The sequence below is a fragment of the Pseudomonas sp. R151218B TE3479 genome (genome assembly GCF_053629195.1).
In genome coordinates this window covers 4,983,895-5,004,210 of sequence record NZ_JBRJHV010000001.1, presented here as the reverse complement: position 1 = coordinate 5,004,210, position 20,316 = coordinate 4,983,895, and the positions used below count along the sequence as shown (strand labels likewise).

The following is a 20,316-nucleotide window of genomic DNA, read 5'->3' as shown; positions in this document are numbered from 1 at the left end:
CAGCTCCATCAATGCTCAGGCCGCCGGTGCCGATTGACTCAGCACCTGGGCGGTAATGCTGGCTTGACCGATTTTTTCGCCCCGATTGAACAGGTCGATGTAGATGCGATTGGTCTTGAAGGCCTGGAGCGACGCATCGAAACCGGCTTGCGGCGCCAATGACAGCGGGCTGTTCCTGGGGATGGGCCGATCCAGGGTGAAGCTCAAGGCCAGCAGGTTCATCGGGGTATTGAGTGGGATCCGCAGGTGGCTGTGGGCGATCTGCATGTAGCACTGGCGAGCCACTTCGAGGAAATACACCATCGAGTAGTGCTGGGGATCGCCTGTCTGGAAGAAGTGTTCCGGCGGCAGTTTCACGGTGTCCACGCTCAGGCCCTGGGCGACGCCGCTCATGTCACTGACGATGACGTTTTCCGCCCGGGCCTTGTGCAACAGGGCCTTGTCGCGGCAGGGCGTGGCGCTGAATTCGCCGGCCGGCGAGGTCTCGAATGCCGAGCTGTAGGCCATTGCGAGGACGCAGGTGCACATCACTTTTCCGGCTTGCATGACCTTCGCATTGAACACCTGGGGGGCTTCGCCTTGTTCGACGTGCAGATCGACCGTGCCCTGCTTCTGGACGTAGTGCTGGAACTTGATCGTCAGGGTATTGATGTAGGCGACCCGCCCGCTCAGAGGCGGCATGGCCAGTTCGAGCAGTTGCAGCACGCCCTCCAGCAGCAAGATGCCCGGGATGTGATCCAGGGGATGATCGAAGAAGTACGGGTGCGCTTCATTCACCACGAGTTGGGCGTGCAGCGACTGAGGGGTGCGCTGGGCGTTGGTGATCACGCTGTGTTCGGCGCTGCGCTGCCAGTGCGCCGGGCGCTGGGCGGTATCGCCACGGTGCAGGGCGAACAGGCTTTCCATGGCGCGCACCCGTACCCGCAGCCCGGAGAGCAGGGTGCTGGTGAGCATGTCGCTGAGCTGCTGCACGTCGACGCCATCGTTCTGCGGCTCGCGGACCAGGCTGACAGGCGTGATGACCTGCTGCAGTTCGTGGGATGACGAATGGGCAAAGCGCAACATGAACGGATGCTTGATGGGCGAGCCGACCTCGACGGTGGCCGGGCTCCACTGGCGAAGCTGCTCGGTAAACAGCCACATCACCACCTTGCCGGCCTCGCGCACTTCAATCACGGTATGGGTCGCGCCCCGCAACATCACCGCCAGCAGGGTTTCGATGCCACTGGCTTCAGCGAGGAAACCGGTGATTTCCTGCAGCGATCCGCTGGCAGGCGTCGCAACGGGCTGCAACTCGCAGACTTCAACGTTCGGACAGTGGCCGGGCGCTTTGCCCAACAACCGGCAAGCCTCTTCCAGCGAGCCCGCCGCATGGGCGAGGACCGCGGCGCGGATCACCAGCAAGGGTTTGTCGGTGGCCTGGGGTTGATAGCGACGCAGCGCGATCAACCCCAGGCCTTCACCTTGCTGGGTCGCGCTGCACCGAGCGCGCTCGACCTCGATTTCACCACTGACAAAACGCCCGGCGCCGAGCAGGAGCGTGGTGATGCCGTTGTCGAGCCATTGCGGCGAGGCCAGTAAGGTTTGCCAGAACAGGCCCGCCGTGCCGACCAGGGTTTGATGGAAACCCTTGAAGTCAAAAATCTGCGCCGGGTAGCCGGACAGCATGTTTGGCAACATGGTTGCCACGTCGGTCACCTCGACGCCCGGCGCCGCACCTTGCGCTCGGGAATAGAAGTTGTGGGCGCTGCTATAGGCGTTGCTGAAGCGTTCGCCGCCCATGTTGCAGCACATGACCATCGCGGTGCCGGGCGAACCGGCCACGCCCGGCAAGCGCCGCAGCAAGTGATTGACGCGATCGGTGATCAACAGTTTGAACGGATCGACATGGGCCAGCGGCTTGGGCCCCATGCCGAAGCCGTCGATATCGATGACGTGGTCCTGGGCGAGGAATTTGCCCACCAAAGGCTGACCGGGAGCCGGGGTGTAATCAACGAAGCGCCCATAAGGAAACACGACCGAGGGTGCGGCGGGTTGGTCGAGCTGCTGCTGGAATGCTTGCAACGAGCGGTGACTGCCCAGCGCTGCTTCAGCCTCGACAATGGCAAGGTCCAGCATCAGCACGCCGGAGGTGGTTGCGGGGGCTGCGCCAGGGTGGTCTTCGGGCAGGTACTCGTCCACCACCAGGTGCGCGTTGGCACCGCCAAAACCAAAGCTGGAGATGCCAATCCGGATCGCCGACGGACGCGCTTCCAAAGGCTGTACCTGCTGGGTGGCGAGTCGCAGGCAGGTGTCGTCGACCTTGGTGCTGGGGCGGTAGCCGGGCTGCGGTGGAATGCTTTTGTGGCGCAGTATCATCAAGGCCTTGGCGAGCGACGCACCGCCAGCGGCGGCCAGGGGATGGCCGATGACCGACTTGATCGAACCGATGGTGATTTTCCGGTCGTCCGGGCGATGGGGGGCGAAGAAGCTGTTCAACGAGGCCAACTCCGTCGCATCCCCCAGCGGTGTACCGGTGCCGTGAGTCTCGATGTAGTCCACGTCCCTTGGATCGAGGCCGCGATAGGCACGTTGGTAAGCCGAGTACTGGGCCTGTTTGCCGGGGGCGAACACCGAGCCCTCGGCGCCGTCGGCGGACATGCCCAAGGCGCGCAAGACACCCAGGGGCCGACGCCGCGCCGTCAGGGCCTGGGCGACGGGTTCGACCAGAAACGCGACCGCACATTCGCCCGGCACAATGCCGTCGGCGTCCTGGCCGAAGGCTTCCATCCGCGCTCGCGCGGAAAACGCCGTCAACTGCGAGAACCCCAGGAACAGCGCCGGAGGCAGCACGGTGTTGAGGGCCATGACAATCGCACTGGCTGCCTGGCCACTGTTGACCAGCGCCTGGGCCATATCCAGGGCATAAGGGAACGAACTGCAGGCCGTGTCCACCGATAACGCCGGGCCACCCAAGGCAAAGGTCGCGGCCAGTGCCGCCACTTGTTCACCCGGTGTAAAACCCGTCGGCGCAGCGGTTTTTCCGGACATGCCGGTGACGAAATAGCTCTCGTCGCTCCAAGACGTAGCGACTACCAGCGCCGTGCGTTCGCCACCCAGTGGCGAGCCTTGTGCGGCGAGTTGGGTCAACAGCGTCTGAAGCACTTTCTTGCCGATGGCGACCTGCCGTCCTTCGTGCCGTGACGGGATCGAGGCGTCGTCGGTCAGGCAAAAAGCGCTGTCCAGGTACGTGCGATCCTTCTCGCCGGCCTTGGTTGAATAGATCGACGCCTTGTCCACTTCCCAGCGTGTCGACATCGATTCCATCGGTGCGACCTGCCCTTGGGCGAGCACCTGCCAGAGCGCCTCCGTTGACGGTGCCCCCGGAAACTCGCCCGCCATCGCGCTGAAGCAAAAATCGCCCGCTGCCGTTACTGCGCCACTCATACCCTGTCTCCTGATCACCAAAATGCTGGGTGACCTGTTCGGTCACCCGGATTCCATTCCTGTTGCTGCTGAGCTCAGCTCAGCCTGGCCAGCAGCGACAAGGCATCCTGGGGCGTGCGACGGGACATCAGCGCTTCACCGGCAAATTCGCTGGCCGAGCACTGCTGCGCCATGGATTGGCAGAGTGTCTCCCGGGCAAAGCCGTTGAGACCCAACTGGGCGAAAGGTGTCTGGATATCGATCGCCTGCGCTGCGTCCGGGATCAGTGGCGACAGGGCGCTGAGCAACAGGTTTTCTTCTTGCCCTTGAGTGTTTGTCGCGGCTGGGGAAGGCGCCGCCTGTGGCTGGGGATCGGCGAGGGCCGCTTGAATCAGGGCGATGGTTGCCTGCGGGAACTTGGCATTGGCCAGCTCGGAACTGTAAGCCTTGAGCTGTGGCCACAAGGCGACTACCGACTCGAGGAAATCCAGCTGCACCAGCGAATCCAGGCCCAGGCTTTCATAGCTTTGTGTCGGGTCGATCTGCTCGACCGTAAAGCCGGTGATCGCCGCCAATTGGTCGAGTACCCAGCCCTGGACATCTAACGCCGGTACCTGCGGGTCGGCTTCGAGCCGTGCCAGCAAGGCGGTCGGGGTCGGGGCATCGAAGAGCTGCGAGGTGAGTGCTTTCTTGTCCGGGAAATGCTGGCCCAGGGATTCGAAAATATCCACCAGCCCCAGCGAATCGATCCCCAGGCTTTCGAAACTTTGATCGAAGTCGATCTGTTGCGCCTGGAACCCGGTGACCGTGCTGATTTCGCTGCGCAACCATTGCCCGTAGCTGAGTGCGGTGAGTTGTTCGACGGTTTCGGCGGCGGGCACCGGGGCCAGTATTGTCGGGCTCGAGTGAACAGGCTCCAGCACCGCAACATTGTGGCCGACGGAAGTTTCGATCCCATGGGCATAGACGCCCTCGAGAACTTGTTGATGAGCATTGAAATAGTGGGCAGTAACGGATTCGGCCTGTTCCAACACCCGCAGCAATATCGCTTCTTTGGCGATATTGGATTCGCACAATGATTCAATGATCTTTTCGGACAGAGAGAAATAGCTGTGGGCTATTCTTCCGTTGGACACGATGAATTCCTGCACCACATCGTTAAGTTGCATGCGCATAAGGTTCTCCTAACCAAAGTCGGTGGATATTTCTATACAGAAGAAAGATCAGAAATCGCGGCCCAGGACTGGGCCGTGTTTATATCAATGCAGCAAACTGGCAGTAGCCATGGAGCGACTTAAAGTTGGAGTTCCATTGCGCCGATCTCGCAAGTCAGTGTTTTTCTGGCGCCCTTGAGCAACCCGGACCTTACGCTCAGATACGTCACCAGGGTCATGGCATCCGCGCCCTGGAAAGCGATGTAGCCGTCAGGACGAATCAGCATCAACGTGCCTTCCTTGGCGTGATAGCGCTTGTGCAGCCGCCAATCGGGGTCCAACAGTGTCGAGTGCCAGGCCGGTAGCCCGGCGCTGCTCAGGGCGTCGATCACGCAATAGGCCTTGATGCCTGGGTAGTCCTTTTCCACCGACTCGGCCAGCGCGTAATAGCCCGGCAATAACGGCGAAAACTGATCGGTCGCGCTGAAGATCAACAGCGTGAACGTTCCATGAAACAGGTCGATCAAGCGTTTCGTGGGCATCCCTTGCAGTTGCCACAACTCGACATCCGGCGCCAGTTGCCCGGCGCGGGGCGCGGCGGTCTGGAACTCGGGTTTTTTCCCTTTTTTGTTCCAGTTTTTGCGCTGCTTCTTCGTCAGCGATTCTTGGATGTAGTCACTCTTGTCATAGTGATACTGATGACCGGAAATCATCGACGGCAACCTGCGCTGGACCTTTTTCCGGTTGCTCAACAGCGGCAGGACATGGTCGCGCAGCCAGACCAGGGCGCGCCGCCGGACGGTAATCAGCCGTGTCAGGCGGTGTGCGGTGTTCTCGACTTCCAAGGCAACCGGATAACGCTCTTCGTTGTAGCTGTCGAGCAAGGACGGGGCCGCCAGGCCTTGATCGATATAAGCGATTTTCCAGGCCAGGTTATAGGCCTCGGAAACCCCCAGGTTCATCCACTGGCCACCGATGGGGCTGCCGATGTGCGCCGAGTCCCCCAGCAGGAACACCGAGCCCTGTTGCATCGTTTGCACGCGGCGATGCTGGAACGAGGCGATGGTGGTCGATGAGATGTTGGACAGCGTCATCTTTTGCCCGCGTCCTTCGCACAGGCGTTGGAAATTCTCCAGGCTCAAGGACGGGCGCTCGCCTTCGGGGGGCAGGTTGTAGGGCATTTCGATGAACAGCCGATAACGGGACTGGGCACTGATCGGTGCGACGGCCACATAACCGTCCTGCGCACCCAGGAAGAACGCACCCTCATCCTTGCTCCCGGACCACTGGATATCGGCATCGGCCAGCATGAAGAAGCGGTCGTAGGACGAACCTTCGAAGGTCATGTCCAGGCGTTTTCTGATGTTGCTGCGAGCCCCGTCACAGGCGGCCACCCAGCGACTGGTGAAGGTTTCGTCGGTGCCGTCGGCATGCTTGAGCGTCATGCGCACCGAACCTGGCAGGTTTTCGATGTCCACCAGTTCGGTGTTCCACTCCACCTCTGCGCCCAGTTCCTTGAGCCGCTCCAGGAGAATCTTCTCGGTTTGCGGCTGTGGCAGGCTCAGGAGCAGGGGATAGGTTGCGTCCAGATAGGAAAAGTTGTAGTTCAGGACCCGCTTGGCATTCGACTGCACGGAGAATTGGTTGATCGTGAAGCCGTCGTTGATGGCTTGCTCGGCAACGCCCAGGTCTCTGAAGATTTCCAGGGTCCGGGAGTGGATCGCCATCGCCTTGGTCGCCGTCGAAGGGCCGGCGTTCTTTTCAAAGATGCGAAACGCCACGCCCCATTTTTTCAACATGATTGCCAGGGACAGGCCAACGGGGCCGGCGCCGACGATCATGACGCTCGGGGCGCTGCCAGGGCGCTTGAAATGCGTGGGGGCCAACGTACTCAGAGTGTTCATCGGTCAGTACCAGTTTCTGTAGAAGGGAGAGTTGGCAATGCCGAGCAGGGCATCGTCGCCTGATGAGTCGCCGTAGGCATAAATGTAAAAATCATCAAGGTTGCTCAGGCAGCCTTTTAGCCGCGTGACTTTCTCTCGCTCTACACAGTTGGTACCGGATATCCCACCAGTCAGTTTGTTCTTTGCCGTGGCCAGGCGGGTGCCGCACACATAGTCGAACCCCGCGGCTCGGCCCCAGGGAATCAGGTAGTTTTCCGGCGAGTTGCTGACCAGGGCGGTGATGTGCCCCATGGATTGATGCCATTGCAGACGCCGCAACGCCTCGGGCCTGAGCCAGCGCGGGAGCTGTTCGCTGATGAAGTACTTGGCGTGTTCGCGTTCTTGCTCCACCGACAGCCCGCCCAGGTAACAGGCGATGAAGGCCAGGCGCGCTTGCATCAGCGGCGTGATGCCCAGGATCACGCTGAGCATCTTGGGCAGCAGGGGAATGATCCTGAGCCAGAACGAACGGGTGCCCACGATAAAGCGCATGTAGCGCCAGAACGTGTGGCGGTCGGTCAATGTGCCGTCGAAGTCGAAAACGGCCAGTACCGGTTGGGTGCTGTTAGCGTGCATGTGCCTCTTCCTTGAGCGAGATGATCTCGATGGTCTTGGGCAGCTTGAAGCCCGACAGGTAGCGCGAAAGCAGGGTGGAAAGTGCGTTCTGGGTCAGCTCGCCGGTCCCTTCGACGCACAGGTGCAGCACGTTGACTTCCTTGTGGTCCGGGACGATGTAGGCCCTGGCCCGCAGCACATCGGGGTGTTTGAGGGCGATGGATTCGATTTCCACCAGGTCGACCATCTGCGCCTTGATCTTCGAGATTCGCAGGCGTTGGCAAAAGAAAAACACATGCCCATCGTCGTCCCGCCAGACCAGGTCACCGCTGTGGAACCAGCCATCTCGGAAGAACCGGGCATTGCTCTCCTCGGCATCGTTGTAGCCGTCGATCACCATCGCGCCGCGGATCAGCAATTCGCCGATGCGCCCGGGTGCCACGTCCTGGCCCTCGGCATTGACGACGCGCAGTTCCACGCCGTTGATCGGCTGGCCCATGGCGCCGCGGTGGACCTCGCCGATCGAGCTCTGGACAATGACCGGCATGCTTTCGGTCAGGCCATAGCCTTGCAGCACGGGACTGCAACCCAGCAGCTTGCCCAGTTTTTCGGCTTCATCGGCCGGCAGGTGGCTGCCGCCGGAATAGATCATCAGTTGCGGGTGCAGCGGCAACGGCGCGCCTTTGCGTTTGGCCAGGCGCGTATTGAAATAGCGAATGACATCGGGCACCAGGCAGGCAAAGGTGACCTGATGCTCGGACAAGACTTCGGCCAGGTCGCGATTGAGCAGGGTGTTGGTCATGAGCAAAGTGGCGCCCACGCTCAATGGAAAGACCATCATTACCGACAGGCCGAAAATGGCATACAGCGGCAGGGTCACCAGGTGCACGGAGCCGACGCCCTGCAGGTGAAAGTGCTCGTGCAGCCCATCGCTCGATTGCGTCAGGTCGAGGTAGCGGTGAGAGACAGCCAGGGGCCTGCCGATACCACGATAGGTGAACTGCACCGAGACGATCGGATTGCCGTCGGGTAACGACAAGGGTTCGAGCTGTCGAGGAAGTTCAGAGGCGGCCGTTGCATTGGCGGGCAGGGGCGATGACGGTTCGTTCCCACCGTCCAGCACCAGGGAGTGCTGGACGCCGTTGTCCGCCTGGAATACCTCGCTGTGTTGTCCCCATAACGCTTCGGTCGTGACCACCAGCGTTGGCCTGGCGAGGCTGACGACACTGTTCATTTCGAAGGGGGTCAACTTGTAGTTGAGGATGACCGGAATGGCACCCCGCCCGATAAGCGCCAGGTAGTAAGCGATGAACGCCACCCCGTTGGGCAGTACCAGCGCTACTTTATCGCCTGGCAATACACCGAGTGCCGTCAGGGTACCGTTGCAGGCTTCGGCCTTGATGCGCAGCTCGCGGTAAGTGACGGTATCTTCTTCCGTGTCCAGGTGCCGGATAGCAACTTGTTCGGGGAACGATTCCGAAAAACCGACAAAGCGATGCAGAAAACCTTCTTTATATGAAAGGCTTTTCATTTACCAACCTCTTTCAATCCTTGGATATAGGGCGCGTCAAAAAAGTACTACAGAGGCAGGCTTTATCTGAGGTGTCTCAATTAAGCGTCTGTGTAGTTGTTGTTCCGATACCAGTCCAGGGTATCGGTCAGGGTTTCAGCGACAGGGCGGAACTGGCATTCCAACTCCCTCGAACTTTTGTTGTGGCTGAAATGAGTACGGCCTTGTTCTTGCGCCATGAGCTTGACCGTGGAAGTACTGATGAGTACCGGTTTCTTGGTAATCCGGTAATAACCTTCATAGATAAGCGCGATGATTCGCAGCATGAACAAGGGCACTTTTCGTTCCGGGGCTTTCACGCCACTGACGCTGGACAGTGCCTGGAAAATGCTTTTCATGTCCATGTGATTGCCGGCGGCGAGGTAACGCTCTCCGGACCTGCCGCGGGTGATGGCCGCGATTTGATGTTCGGCCACATCCCGTGCATCGACGACGGAAAAGCTTCCGGGAAGTACGCCGGGCAACTTTTGTCCGACAAAGTCGAGCAGGAACTGGCCTGAAGAGGTCGGGCCGATATCCCCCGGGCCGAACATCCACCCTGGCAAGACCATGGCAATGAACATGTCCGGGTGCTGCGACAGGAATTGCTGGACCTTTTGTTCGGACAATATTTTGCTCAAGTAGTAATCGTCAGCCTCCTGTTCACTGCGAGACATGGTTTCATCGATCACTTGATCTTTATTGCCTTTCAACACGGCGATGGAAGAGGTGTGGACAGCACGACGGATACCGGCGGCATAAGCGGCCTGCAACAACCGCTCGGTGCCGGTTACATTCGTGTCATAGAGTTTTTGCCAGTGTTTCCCGCCTTTGTAACTGTCGCGGAAATAGGCCGCCGTATGAAACAAGGCATCGCACCCTTGCAGGGCATGGCTGAAGGCATCGACATTGAGCATGTCGCCTTCGACCCATTCCACGGGCAGGTTGGCGAACTGCTTCTTGGCTTTCTCTGCGGAACGAACCAATGCTTTTACTTTGATGTTTCGTTTTAACAGTGCACGAACGACATTATTGCCGAGCAGGCCAGTAGCGCCTGTAACGAAGGCATATTCCATTAAAATACCGCTCCTGTGAGATGTCCTGTCATTGCATCGAGACCCGTGACACGGACGCGATGCCTGGATCAGGCGTTGGGTTCCACCAACGGCGCAATTAAAAACCATTCGGTATCTGAGAATCAAGCGGTATTTCATTGTGGTGTCAACTCGGTGGCTCTGAACCGGGCCTTACGCAGATTTTTTCACGCTTTGGTGTGCCGTGGGACGGCGGGAAAATGCCGCTTGGGGGGCGGTAGGAGGGGCTCCATCCAGCTCGTCTGGCAAAGACCACAAAGGGTTTGACTTACCTGTAGCCGGGCAAAAAAAGTGACTGGGTAGTCATCTTGCGTTCGTTCCAAGATTGTCCCGGTTACATGGCACATACATGGCACGGGATGAAAGTTAAAATGTAAATGATTGAACGAGGTGCGTATAAGATATGATGGCGAAAATGGATTCCATACAGTGAGTAGCCGCTTCGTCGCATTTAGTTACAGGTGCATATTTTGACTGGCCAAAGGAGCCGAGGGCGTGATTAAAAAGAGACTAGGTCGAGAAGAGAGCCAGCAAGTAACAAGAGATAAATTATTCGACACTGCCACTGAGCTGATGATCAGCAAAGGCTTTCATGCCGCCAGCGTCAACGTTATCGCCGAGGAGGCCGGCTTTTCCAAAGGGGCCTTCTTTTCCAATTTTTCCAGTAAATCGGACTTGCTCCTGCAACTGACTCAACGCTTCAAGCGAGTTGAAATCGATCGATTGAGCACGACCCTGGCGTCGGGCTATTCGGCGGAGCAGTTGAGCCATGGCCTGAATGCCTATATCGACACCCTGAAGAACAATACCCGCTGTGCGATCCTCGATGCCGAGTTGCAACTGATCGCCCTGCGTGATGAAGAGTTCTCACAGCATTACTACGACTTGCATGAGGAAAACAGTGAGGCCCTGGGCAAGTTGATTACCATCATATTCAACCACGCTGGCAAGAAACCGCCGCTGGACTACGCCGCGCTTGCGAAGACCTTCACGGCCCTGGCCGAAGGCTTGATATTGCAAGGGCATAAAGATCCGGCGATTGAAATAAAGCTGGTGCTCAATTCGCTCATCCAGACCGCGGAGCCTCTCTAGTCCTCCACCATCATCGCTGACAGGCCCGCGACGGGTGTCCAGCATCCGGTTCGCTAATACCGCTGCCTGGATCGACGGTCCCATGAGTCGATATTGACCGTGCAACCGTCATCGCCAGCAAGCTTGCTGCCACATTTTTTGGAGCGGCTGCAAAATTCATGTCCGCCGCCAATCCCCTTGTGGGAGCGAGCTTGCTCGCGAAAGCGGTGGGTCAGTTTGCATCGGTATTGACTGTGCCGCCGTCTTCGCGAGCAAGCTCGCTCCCACAATGTCCAGCGCTGAATCCAATGTTCATGAACACCCTAGATCCCTGTGGGAGCGAGCTTGCTCGCGATTGCGGGGTCCAGTTGGCAGTGCTGCTGGGGTTAGGGCCAAGCCCGATTTTTAATTGCTTGGATTCGATTTGAAAACCCCACTGAGCACGAAGGCATAGCGTTCCGGGCGGATGAAAAAGGTCGTGCGGTCGCAGCAACGGCCATCGGCGAAATAGGACGTGCGCTCCATGACCAGCAGCGCGGCACCGCGTTTGACGTGCAGCACGCTGGCCAGGCTTTTGTCGGCTTCCTGTGCACGGATGGCCAGGTCGGCGCGGCTGACCGCCAGGCCGGTGATCGATTCGAGAATGGAATAGATCGGCTGATGTGCGACCTCAGCCCAGGCCACGCTGGCCAACTCCGCCGGCAAGTGGCTGCGTCCCAATGCGATGGGTTCGTCATCGACGAAGTGCAGCCGCTCCAGAAGCAGGCAGTCGTGCGCTTGCTCAAACAGATCCCGCAGGGTTTCCGGAACGGGCTGCAGGGCATGGCTGAGCACCTGCATGCTCGGTTGCAGCCCTTGTAGCAACAACGCCTCATGAAAGCTGCGCAGTGCATCCAGGCCGTGGCGTACCTGTTTGGCCGCCACAAAGGTGCCTTTGCCTTGCTTGCGTTCCACCACGCCGTCGTCGCTGAGCTTGCCCACCGCCAGGCGAACCGTGACGCGGCTCACCCCGAACCGTTCGCCTAACTGCGCCTCGGACGGGAGCTTGCCGCTGGGTTCGTAGTCGCCGCGCTGGATTTCTTCCAGCAGTTGATGGGCGATCTGCTCGTAGAGCGAGGTGGTGCTGTCGCGAAGAATGGAGGTGGACACTGTCAGCTTCCATGGCCTTGAGTGGGGCAGGGTGCCTTCACTTCTAAGGTTATAAAAATAGGTTATTGGGACTACTTGTATTAATACGTATTATGTCAGGCATTCCCATTGTAAACGACCTGACGACACTTGCCATGCTCAACACCTTCCCCTGCCCACTGCCACAAGCCGATGCCCTGACGGTCGATGACATCAGCTTCAGCTACCCCAACGGGCATCGCGTGTTTTCTTCTTTCAGCCTGAACGCCAGGCCCGGCGAGTTCGTCGCGATCCTGGGGCCCTCCGGCTGCGGGAAAACCACCTTGCTGAACCTGTTGTCAGGGTTCGTGCAACCGCAAAGTGGCCGCATCACCATCAACCAGACAGCGGTACGCCCGGAGCGTTCTGAGTTGGGGTATGTGTTCCAGGCGCCGCAGTTGTTTCCCTGGTTGAGTGCCTTGGAAAACGTCCGTTTCGGTCTGCGGATGAGCGCCCGCACCGACGAATCGCAGCAGCGTGCACAGGCGTTGCAGTACCTGCGTCTGGTCGGTCTGGAGAGTGCTGCGCATCGGCTGCCGCACCAGCTTTCCGGTGGCATGCAACAGCGCGTCTCCCTGGCCCGGACCCTGGCACTGGAACCCAGCGTATTGCTGATGGATGAGCCGTTTGCCGCGCTCGATGCCATCAGTCGCAACAGCATGAACGAAGAGACGTTGCGCATCTGGGCCGAACTGGGCCAGACGGTGTTGTTCATTACCCACGACATCGACGAAGCGGTGTTCCTGGCCGATCGGGTCATCGTGCTCAACATCGCCCCCGGGGGCATTCACAGCGAGCTGGAGATCCACCTGCCGCGTCCCCGCAGCAACCTGAAAACTCGTCGCCTACCGGCGTTCCTCGATTACCGCAATGAGCTGATGACGCGCATTGCCCAAGTGATGGACGCCTGCGACACCACGGTTCACCCCACCCCTCGACTTGAGCTGACAGCATGATCAAACGTTCGCTGCTTGCCCTCACATTGTCTGCCGCCACGTTGGCAGGCAGCGCATTCGCCGTGGCGGGCGAGGCGAAACCCTTGCGCGTGGGTTATGTCTTCGCCATGGCCAACGCCCCGGCGCTGATCGCCGACAAACAAGGTTACTACCGCGAAGAAGGCTTGAACGTCGACCTCAGGGCCTTGGGCGATGGCCCGGTGATCCAGCAGGCACTGGCCGCCGGTGAACTGGACGTGGCCTATGTCGGCACCCCGCCGGTGTACCAGTGGTTTTCCCGCGGGCTGCAAAGCCGGATCCTGGCGAAGGTCAATTACGGCCAGGCCGCGGTGATTGTCGACGCCAAGAGTCCGATCACCCAGCTGGAAGCGCTCAAGGGGAAAAAACTCGCCGGGGTCAAGAAGGGCAGTGGCATGGATGTACTGCTGCGCGGTTATGTCCTGAAGGAAAAGGCCGGGCTCGATCCCGACAAGGACCTGGACATCATCGACATGCCGCCGGGCAACATGAACGCCGCCCTCGAGCGTGGCATCGTCGATGCGGCGTTTTCCTGGGAGCCTTTCGTCAGCCAGTCGGTGTTGCGCGGTTCGAGCCGGATCCTGCTGGACGTCAACCAGGCGCTGCCTCAGTACCCGTGGTACGTGGTGATCGCCTTGCCGAAAACCTTGCAGGAGCGCCCAGATGACGTGGTAAAGCTGCTGCGCGCCCATCGCAAGGCTATCGCCTTCCTCAATGAACATCCCGCCGAATCGAACCGGCTCATCGCCGAGGCGTTCAAGCTGGAAGCGGTGCAAGGCCCGGACGGCAAGACCATCGCCCCCGAAGCCATCGTCGCCCAGGCCCGGACCCGCCTGGGCTGGTCGGCGGACTTGCAGGCGGCGGACATCCAGTTCATCCAGCGCCTGATGGATTACTCCCACGACCTGGGTTTTATCGACACCACGCTCAAGACCGAACAGATCGTGGATACCTCCTACCTGGAAAAAGCCGCGCACTGAGTCCGTCATGTCCTTGCCAAAACCGAATTGGGGATGGGCGTCGCTGCCATTTCTGTTGTTGATCTGGATCGCCCTGGCGAGCCGCTTTCCCACCTACATCCTGCCGCAGCCCTGGGACGTCGCCCGCGAGGCGCTGCGCTGGCTGGGGGACCGTTCGCTTTGGCAGCACCTGCAGGCCAGCGTGCTGGAAGAGCTGGGTGGTTTTTGCGCCGCGGTGATCGTTGCGCTCCTGCTGGGCACGGCCGCGGGCCTGTCCTCGCGCTTTCGCGATTTCATCTCGCCGCTCAACAGCCTGTTCATGGCTATCCCGCCGATTGCCTGGGCGCCGCTGATCATGATCATTTTCGGCCTGGGTTATGTCTCCATCGTGCTGGTGATTTTCATTGCCGCGATGTTCCCCATGGCGGTGACTATCCAGGAGGGTGTGCAGAGCATCCGCGGCGGTGAAGTTCGCGCGGCACGGACCTTGGGTGCCAACGCCTGGCAACTGTTGGCCCACGTCTATTTGCCGGCCTCGCTGCCGTTCGTGACCGCCGCCTTGCGCATCGGCTTCAGCCAGGGTTGGCGGGCGCTGGTCGCGGCGGAAATGATCGGCGCTTCCCGCGGCATCGGTTGGATGGTCGCCACGGGCGGGCAGATCGGCAACAGCAGCCAGGTGCTGTTGGGCATTGTCGTGATCGGCTTGATTGCCTGGCTCATGGAAAGCTTTGTGTTCCGGCGCATCGAGCGTCACTACCAGCAATGGCGCGTGCAATAAGCATCGCCCCACGTATTCGAACCCTTCAGTGGACCACTGCACGAGGTGTCATGTGAGTAACGTTTTCGATCCCCGCGAAGCCGGGCACTACATCGCCCCACAAGGCCTGTACGAGCGCAACAAGAAGCGTCCATTCCTGGGCAGCGTCCACTGCGACCGTGACACGCTGGTCGCCGGGCAGTGGGATGAAATCACCCTGGTCTACGAGGTCGGTGGCAGCGGCCTGGCCGACGGCGCGTGGCTCAAGCTGGCCTTCAAGTTCTATTCCGACTGGGCCTTGTTCCAGACCTCGAACCCGGCCGGCCCCAACTATGTCAGCGCCGAATACCAGGCCGGGGAGCTGGTGCCCGGCCAGAGCCAGGCCACGGTGCAGCACCTGAAAGTGCGCTTCGACCAGAAGGGCCATGAACGGCCATTTCAGAAAGCGATCATCATCGACATCATCGACGGGTACCTGAACCCAGGGGATAAAGTCATCATTCGCCTGGGGGACCGACGCCAGGGCGGGGCGGGGACGCGGGTGCAGAGTTTCGTCGAGAAGGACTTCCGTTTCCGCCTGTTCATCGACCCGTTGGGCAGCTCGAAATTTGCCGAAGTGCCGGGCGATCCCTTGTTGGACATCGTTCCGGGGCCGGCGCAGCGCGTGCAACTGATCGTGCCTCGACTGGTCAGCGCCGGGGAAGCATTCGATGTCCTCTTGCGGGTGGACGATGCCTGGGGCAACACCTGCCGAAACTTGCCGCTCGAGGGTGTCCTGACCCTGGTTGATCCGGAGGGCGGCGAGCGTCGACAGCCGTTCACGCTGGCGTCCGAAGGTTGGGCGACGGCCCGGCTCGAGGCACTTGACCTTGGCGCCGTGGGCGAGTGGCGTTTGTCCGCCAACGTGGCGGCGCCGTTTGTCTACGGGGCCCAGGCCTTCGTCACTGTCGACCCGGTCGGTACGGCGTTGCGCCCGCTCTACGCCGACCTGCATGTGCATTCCGATGACACGGTGGGCACCAACGACACGCTGTACAACCTCAGCTACGGTCGCGATGTCGCCGGGCTCGACGTCCTCGGCTACACCGCCAATGACTTCAATATCACCGAGCAACGCTGGGACCAGGCGGTCAAGCTGATCCACGAGCTCAATGAGCCGGGCCGATTCGTGTGTTATCCCGGAACCGAATGGTGCGGTAACTCTTGTGCGGGCGGCGATCGCAACGTCGTATTCCTGCATGACCGCAAACCTGAGTTCCCGTTCGACAATCAAGGACGACTGGTGCGTTCCTTCGAATGGAATGAGTTCACCGCCGGTACCATCAAGCCAGGCGCCTGGCCGGTGGACGAGTTGTACGCCGCCTATGCCAAGGACCCCGAAGGCCATCTGATGATGCCCCATGTCGGCGGACGCCGTTGCAACCTCGACTGGCATCACCCGGAACTCGAGCGGTTGATCGAGGTGGGTTCGGCCTGGGGCCAGTTCCATTGGGTCTACGCCGAAGCGCTGCAGCGTGGCTATCGGGTCGGCGCCGCGGCGAACAGCGATGAGCACCAGGGCCGCTGCGGTGGCGGCGTTCCGGCCACGGCGGTGTTCGGCTCCCGTGGCGGGTTGACGGGTGTGGTCGCCGAGGCTTTCGACCGCGCCAGCGTCGGCAAGGCCCTGCGCGCCCGCCGTACCTTCGCCACGACCGGTGAGCGTTCGTTCGCCAGCCTGCGCCAGGGCAAGCACTTCATGGGTGAAGTCTTCACAGCCGATTCGAATGCCTCCCTGGACTATCGACTGCTGGGGGAGGCGGGGTGGGAGCAGGTCGATCTGTTCGATGGCGACCAGTTGATTTGGTCGCGCAACCTGCACCAGGAATTGGGTTTCAGCGCGCAACGCATTCGCCTGCGCCTGGGGGGCGCGCGGATCAAGGACCGTTATCGCGGCGCGTACTGGACTGGCGAAATCCGTATCACCGGCGCGGTCATCAATGGCTTTCGCGCCCTGGGCCTCGACCATCCCGAGCAGACCGTATGGCGCAAGGATGCGACGGTCCTGGCGTTTCGCACCGACACCAACGGCGATACCGACAGCATCGAAATCGACCTGTCGCAACTGGCCGGCGCCACGCTGCAGATCCACAGCCGTATCGACAATTACATCAAGGTCGGCGACCCGTCCGAACCGCAACCTTACGTGCACGCACCGACCGTGATGATGGAGCTGTCCGGCGATGAGTTGTTGGCGCAATCGCAAGTGGTCGAAGAGTTGCCGGGCGCGGAGTTGAAGCTGTCCCTGGAACGGATGACCGCTGCGGCGTTACCCCGTGAGTTGCAGGGGCGCATCGAACTGGCCCGCTTGGGGCTTGATCCAGGGCGTGAACACCCCTTGTTCATCTGTGCCCGCCAGCGGGATCAGTCACGGGTCTGGACCTCCGCGCTGTTCCTGACCTTGTAGGCGCTGTCGAGTGCAACGAGGCTGCGATCTTTCCCAGGCACTTGAATTTCAAGCGAAAGATCAAGATCAAAAGATCGCAGGCTTCGCCAGCGCCTACACAGCCCGGCGGGAGCTCTCTCTGGTCACATTTGCGCAAAACCCCGACAGTCCCAGCAAGCCTGCGAAAGCCTGACGGTCGCCATTGCGAGAAAGTGAAGTCGTCGATAACGACAGCGCCCACGGGCGCCGGGCGGGCGAATGTCTCGTCTGTCCACTCACGCAGGAGAGCGATCATGACCGATATCCAACACAACATTCCCCACGAAGTCCAAGGCAAGGTTGCACTGGTCACTGGCGCCGCCAGTGGCATCGGCAAGGCCATCGCATTGCTGTTGCATGCCCGCGGCGCGAAGGTAATCGCTGAAGACATCAACCCTGCCGTCCATGAGCTGGCCCGTCCCGGGCTGGTACCGCTGGAGGCCGACATCACCGCGGATGGCGCTGCCGAGCGCGCTGTCGGCCTGGCCGTCGAGCAGTTCGGCCGGCTGGATATCCTGGTCAACAATGCCGGGATCATCATCAATAAACTTGTCATCGACATGACGCGCCAGGACTGGGAGCGCATCCAGGCGGTCAACGCGACGGCCGCTTTCCTGCATTCACGCGAAGCGGTCAAGGCGATGATGCCGAACAAGTCGGGGGCCATCGTCAACATTGCGTCCTACGCGTCCTATTTTGCCTTCCCGACCATTGCCGCCTACACCGCGTCCAAAGGTGCCCTGGCGCAACTGACGCGCACCCTGGCACTGGAAGTCATCGAGCATGGCATTCGCGTCAATGCCATCGGTGTTGGCGATGTGGTGACCAATATCCTCAATGACGTGGTCGAGGACGGTCCGGCGTTCCTCGCCCAGCACGGTGAAGCCGCGCCCATCGGCCGGGCCGCACGGCCGGAAGAAATTGCCGAGGTGGTTGCGTTCCTGGCCTCGGATCGCGCGAGCTTTGTGGTCGGTGCGGTGGTCATGGCCGACGGCGGCATGACCGTTACCGCAGGCTGAATCGAGTGGTGGGTGGCACCTGGGTAACCGGCCGGGCTGTGCACCCGGCCGGTGTTTTTGTCAGAGCTGCGCCCGACGAAGCCTGCCTCTCAAAGGGACCACGCTATTCTCGGGCGTAGGCAGTGGTCGCCCGACCAGGCCCATGCCTTCGCTGACCAGTACCGTGCCCAGAGGGTTCAGGGCCCCGAATACTCGCGCAACTGCGCCGGGCTGACACCAAGGCGTTGCTTGAACAGCGTGGTCATGTGCGCTTGGGAATTGAAGCCGCAGATGTGGGCGATATCGGTCAGTCGGGCGGTTGAATCGCGCATCAGCGCCCGCGCCTTGGCTAGGCGTCGATCGATCAGGTAGCTGTGTGGGCTTTTGCCGGTCGCCTGCTTGAACGCCCGCATGAAATAACCCTCGGACAAGCCCAGCAGCCCGGCCATTTCCTTGACCCCCAGTGGGCCGTCGAGACCGGCGTCGATGAACTCATCGAGCAGGCGCATCCGGCCGCCCGTGATCGAGCCTTGGGAGTGTGCCGAAAACCTCTTGTGGTCCTGCACTCGCTCAGCCAGCCCGAGCGCCCAGGCTTCCCAATCGTCTTCTGCCGTGGCACGCAGCAGTGCACTGCGCATTCTCAAGGCGAGGGTGATGGCCTGCGGGTCAATACGATTGTTGAACGCATGTTTCGCCGGCAACGCCATGCCGTCGGTGCGCACCATGCGTAGGTATTCACCGCCCCTGGGAGATTCGGAGAACACGTCGCACCCGACGGGAACGAATGCCAGGCCGTTGGGCAGCGCCTCGAAGGGCAGCACGCGGTCGCTGCCGATGGCGTGCAGGCCGCGCTGACTGTCGAAGGCAAAACCGATCGCCGACTGGGTTGCGACGTAGCGGGTCGCGTAGGCACAGCCGGGAAGCAATTCGATCGCCCAGGGCCCTGCCTCGATACGACGGACCGGTTCAGACAGGGGCGGCGGTGGGCGGTTTCGCGGGCTCATGAACAGCATAGTAATGAAGAGCGGGCCTGAAAGTCAGGTCAGTTTTCTGAAAGCCCCGTCGCCGTCGCGCTGATTAGACTGGGCAAAACCAGGAGGCCCATCATGCACACACTGACCCGCGACGATATCGAACACGCTGCCCGCCGTCTCTATCAATTCATGCCCGCCACGGCCCAATACGCCTGGCCGTTGCTGGCTGAACGGCTGGGTTGCACGGTGTGGGTCAAGCACGAGAATCACACCCCGACCGGGGCCTTCAAGGTGCGCGGCGGCCTGACCTTCGTGCACTGGCTCAAGCGCGAGCAACCCGAGGCGAAAGGCATTGTCACCGCGACGCGCGGCAACCATGGCCAGAGCCTGGCGCTGGCGGCCACTGCCTTGGGTTTGAAAGCGTTGATCGTCGTGCCGCAAGGCAACTCGGTGGAAAAGAACAATGCCATGCGTGGCTTTGGCGGCGAGGTGGTCGAGTATGGCCGCGATTTCGATGAGGCCCGGGAAGAAGCTGCACGCCTGGCCCATGCACAGGGGCTCTACCTGGTGCCGCCGTTCCATCCGGAGTTGGTCAGGGGCGTGGCGACGTATGGGCTTGAGCTGTTCAAGGCGGTGCCGGACCTTGGACACGGTCTACGTGCCGATAGGCTGTGGGTCGGGGGTTTGCGCAGTCATCGCCGCCCGCGATGCCTTGGGTCTGAAAACCCAAGTGGTGGGCGTCGTGTCCACCGAGGCCGTCGCGGCGAAGTTGTCATTTGAAACGGGAAGACTGTGTGAGACCGCTTCGGCGAACACCTTCGCGGACGGGTTGGCCGTGCGTAGACCCATTCCCGAGGCCTTTGCCATCTATGGGGCCGCTGCGGCGCGGATCGTCGCGGTCAGCGACGGGGAAATTGCCGAGGCCATGCGGGTGTATTACACCGACACTCATAACCTGGCCGAGGGCGCAGGTGCCGCGGCCTTGGCAGCACTCATGCAGGAACGTGAAGCGATGCAGGGGAAAAAGGTCGGGGTGATTCTGTCCGGTGGGAATATTGACCGGCCGATGTATGCCCGGTTGATTGGCTGAGCCATCGTGGCTGGAAACGCTGGGGGATACTTAGATCGATTATTTCTTACGGTTATTAATATAGGTTTGGATGACATATCCATGACCGAAGAATCGAAGCTGTCGCTTGGAGAGTGTCTGCAATGAAAGCGCAGCGCATGCAGCAGCAGACGACTTGGCGTGTGT

Annotated in this window: 14 protein-coding genes and 1 pseudogene; 7 read left to right on the top strand and 8 right to left on the bottom strand. The window is 60.7% G+C overall.

What is annotated here, in order from left to right:
• Positions 1–15 precede the first annotated feature (15 nt).
• The 6 genes from AB7M32_RS21355 to AB7M32_RS21330 form a co-directional block, all read right to left on the bottom strand.
• Positions 16–3,426, bottom strand: coding sequence for a beta-ketoacyl synthase N-terminal-like domain-containing protein (locus AB7M32_RS21355; RefSeq protein WP_454251268.1), 3,411 nt, complete (start codon positions 3,424–3,426; stop codon positions 16–18).
• A gap of 74 nt (positions 3,427–3,500) precedes the next feature.
• Complete coding sequence (locus AB7M32_RS21350) at positions 3,501–4,580, bottom strand: phosphopantetheine-binding protein (RefSeq protein WP_454251267.1); 1,080 nt, start codon at positions 4,578–4,580, stop codon at positions 3,501–3,503.
• 119 nt (positions 4,581–4,699) lie between these two features.
• On the bottom strand, positions 4,700–6,463 hold the full coding sequence (locus tag AB7M32_RS21345; RefSeq protein ID WP_454251266.1) for an FAD-dependent monooxygenase: 1,764 nt from the start codon (positions 6,461–6,463) through the stop codon (positions 4,700–4,702).
• 3 nt (positions 6,464–6,466) lie between these two features.
• Positions 6,467–7,078, bottom strand: coding sequence for an HAD-IB family hydrolase (locus AB7M32_RS21340; protein ID WP_454251265.1), 612 nt, complete (start codon positions 7,076–7,078; stop codon positions 6,467–6,469).
• Positions 7,068–8,588, bottom strand: coding sequence for a class I adenylate-forming enzyme family protein (locus tag AB7M32_RS21335; RefSeq protein WP_454251264.1), 1,521 nt, complete (start codon positions 8,586–8,588; stop codon positions 7,068–7,070). Before AB7M32_RS21335 ends, AB7M32_RS21340 begins: the two co-directional genes overlap by 11 nt.
• Before the next feature lie 80 nt (positions 8,589–8,668).
• Positions 8,669–9,682, bottom strand: coding sequence for an SDR family oxidoreductase (locus AB7M32_RS21330; protein ID WP_454251263.1), 1,014 nt, complete (start codon positions 9,680–9,682; stop codon positions 8,669–8,671).
• Between the two features lie 513 nt (positions 9,683–10,195).
• On the opposite strand from AB7M32_RS21330, the gene AB7M32_RS21325 reads away from it, so the two are divergent.
• Positions 10,196–10,792, top strand: a complete 597-nt coding sequence (locus AB7M32_RS21325) for a TetR/AcrR family transcriptional regulator (protein WP_454251262.1) — start codon at positions 10,196–10,198, stop codon at positions 10,790–10,792.
• A 384-nt stretch (positions 10,793–11,176) separates the two neighbouring features.
• Here the strand turns inward: AB7M32_RS21325 and AB7M32_RS21320 are convergent, their stop codons facing one another.
• Positions 11,177–11,920, bottom strand: a complete 744-nt coding sequence (locus tag AB7M32_RS21320; protein WP_454251261.1) for a GntR family transcriptional regulator — start codon at positions 11,918–11,920, stop codon at positions 11,177–11,179.
• A 134-nt stretch (positions 11,921–12,054) separates the two neighbouring features.
• Here AB7M32_RS21320 and AB7M32_RS21315 point away from each other — a divergent pair, with 134 nt between their 5' ends.
• The 5 genes from AB7M32_RS21315 to AB7M32_RS21295 all read left to right on the top strand — a co-directional run bounded on the left by AB7M32_RS21315 (position 12,055) and on the right by AB7M32_RS21295 (position 18,108).
• Positions 12,055–12,894, top strand: coding sequence for an ABC transporter ATP-binding protein (locus AB7M32_RS21315; protein ID WP_454251260.1), 840 nt, complete (start codon positions 12,055–12,057; stop codon positions 12,892–12,894).
• Positions 12,891–13,892, top strand: coding sequence for an ABC transporter substrate-binding protein (locus AB7M32_RS21310; protein ID WP_454251259.1), 1,002 nt, complete (start codon positions 12,891–12,893; stop codon positions 13,890–13,892). Before AB7M32_RS21315 ends, AB7M32_RS21310 begins: the two co-directional genes overlap by 4 nt.
• 7 nt (positions 13,893–13,899) lie before the next feature.
• Positions 13,900–14,649 carry an ABC transporter permease gene (locus tag AB7M32_RS21305; protein ID WP_060741800.1) on the top strand — a complete coding sequence of 250 codons (750 nt, stop codon included), beginning with the start codon at positions 13,900–13,902 and terminating at the stop codon, positions 14,647–14,649.
• A 52-nt stretch (positions 14,650–14,701) separates the two neighbouring features.
• Positions 14,702–17,071, top strand: a complete 2,370-nt coding sequence (locus AB7M32_RS21300; RefSeq protein WP_454251258.1) for a hypothetical protein — start codon at positions 14,702–14,704, stop codon at positions 17,069–17,071.
• A 272-nt stretch (positions 17,072–17,343) separates the two neighbouring features.
• A complete protein-coding gene (locus AB7M32_RS21295) occupies positions 17,344–18,108 on the top strand; it encodes an SDR family NAD(P)-dependent oxidoreductase (RefSeq protein ID WP_454251257.1) in 765 nt (254 codons plus the stop codon).
• 176 nt (positions 18,109–18,284) lie between these two features.
• On the opposite strand, the gene AB7M32_RS21290 is transcribed toward AB7M32_RS21295, so the two are convergent.
• Positions 18,285–19,100: a helix-turn-helix transcriptional regulator gene (locus AB7M32_RS21290; protein WP_454251256.1), complete on the bottom strand. Its 816-nt coding sequence runs from the start codon at positions 19,098–19,100 to the stop codon at positions 18,285–18,287.
• Between the two features lie 93 nt (positions 19,101–19,193).
• Between AB7M32_RS21290 and AB7M32_RS21285 the strand changes: the two are divergent.
• A pseudogene (locus AB7M32_RS21285) lies at positions 19,194–20,151 on the top strand (threonine dehydratase).
• The last annotated feature ends 165 nt before the right edge of the window (positions 20,152–20,316 follow it).